2 protein-coding genes are annotated in these 1,160 nt (G+C 47.4%); one reads left to right on the top strand and one right to left on the bottom strand.

What is annotated here, in order from left to right; translation table 11 throughout:
* Positions 1-72: 72 nt before the first annotated feature.
* Entirely contained in the window at positions 73-198 is a 126-nt protein-coding gene (locus B2067_RS01065) for a hypothetical protein (RefSeq protein WP_273092020.1), read from the top strand.
* 42 nt (positions 199-240) lie between these two features.
* Here the strand turns inward: B2067_RS01065 and speD are convergent, their stop codons facing one another.
* Positions 241-1,032: an adenosylmethionine decarboxylase gene (speD, locus tag B2067_RS01060; protein ID WP_068439016.1), complete on the bottom strand. Its 792-nt coding sequence runs from the start codon at positions 1,030-1,032 to the stop codon at positions 241-243.
* Between the last annotated feature and the right edge of the window lie 128 nt (positions 1,033-1,160).

The following is a 1,160-nucleotide window of genomic DNA, read 5'->3' as shown; positions in this document are numbered from 1 at the left end:
GCTACTCGCATAATCCACTGAAGCAGCTACTCTGAAACAGACACTGACCATAAGGACCAGGAGACGTTTCAGATGTTGTTTACCTACGCCGTTCTCAGCGGAGTGATTATTGTGGGCGGATTGCTCACCTGTGCATTACGCCAGTCGAAGGATTCCCGTGGGCGTATTCTCGCCGTTTACCCCATACGAAAACGCTGAGCATAGCTCAGCGTTTTACATTGACGGCCAACAACCTCAAGGTTACGGCATATTTCTTGAGTAAAAGATTTCGAGCATTTCTTTACGCACCTTAGCCTCTACTTCAGCACGCTCTTCGGCGCTCATATTTTTGGAGCGCTCTCCAAACAGATAATTATCCAGCTCAAAATCTTTCAGGATCATCTTTGTGTGGAAAAGATTCTCCTGATACACGTTAACATCAATCATCTCGTAGGCATTACGAGTGTCTTCGGTCATGTAGTTCTGAATCGAGTTAATGTCGTGATCGATGTAATGCTTCACACCGTCCTCGTCACGAGTAAAGCCACGGACGCGGTAGTCAACGGTCACGATGTCCGAATCCAGTGAGTGGATCAGATAGTTCAACGCCTTCAGCGGTGAAATAAGCCCACACGTAGACACATCAATGTCTGCCCGGAAAGTCGAAATACCGCCATGCGGGTGACTTTCAGGATAGGTATGCACGGTGACATGAGACTTATCCAAGTGAGCGACTACAGAGTCACGTAAAGGACCCGGTTTCTCTTCAACCATATCTTCCGGTGGCGGTACCTCATGCTCGGCAATCAGCATGGTGACACTGGCACCCTCTGGCTCGTAGTCCTGACGCGCAATATTCAGAATATGAGCACCAATAATGTCGACAACTTCCGTCAGAATCTTGGTCAATCGGTCGGCACTATAGAGCTCATCGATGTACTCAATGTACTCAAGACGCTCTTTCTCGGTCTTGGTATAGCAGACATCATAGATGTTAAAGCTCAGCGTCTTCGTCAGATTGTTAAAGCCATGCAGGCGCAGCTTATTATTCAAATCGGTAACCTCAAATGCCTAGCCAGGATTTATTCAGCTTCGGCGACAGTATAGCTATGAGTAATTTCAACACCGCCTTGTTCCAGCATAATGGAAGCAGAACAGTATTTTTCGGCGGACAGCTTCAC

The sequence above is a fragment of the Thalassolituus sp. UBA2590 genome (genome assembly GCF_002339775.1).
GTDB lineage: Bacteria > Pseudomonadota > Gammaproteobacteria > Pseudomonadales > Oceanobacteraceae > Thalassolituus.
This window is presented reverse-complemented; position numbering and strand designations above follow the sequence as displayed.

Coding starts and splice junctions, on each gene's coding strand:
- B2067_RS01065 (WP_273092020.1), top strand. CDS start 73: ATGTTGTTTACCTACGCCGTTCTCAGCGGAGTGATTATTGTGGGCGGA.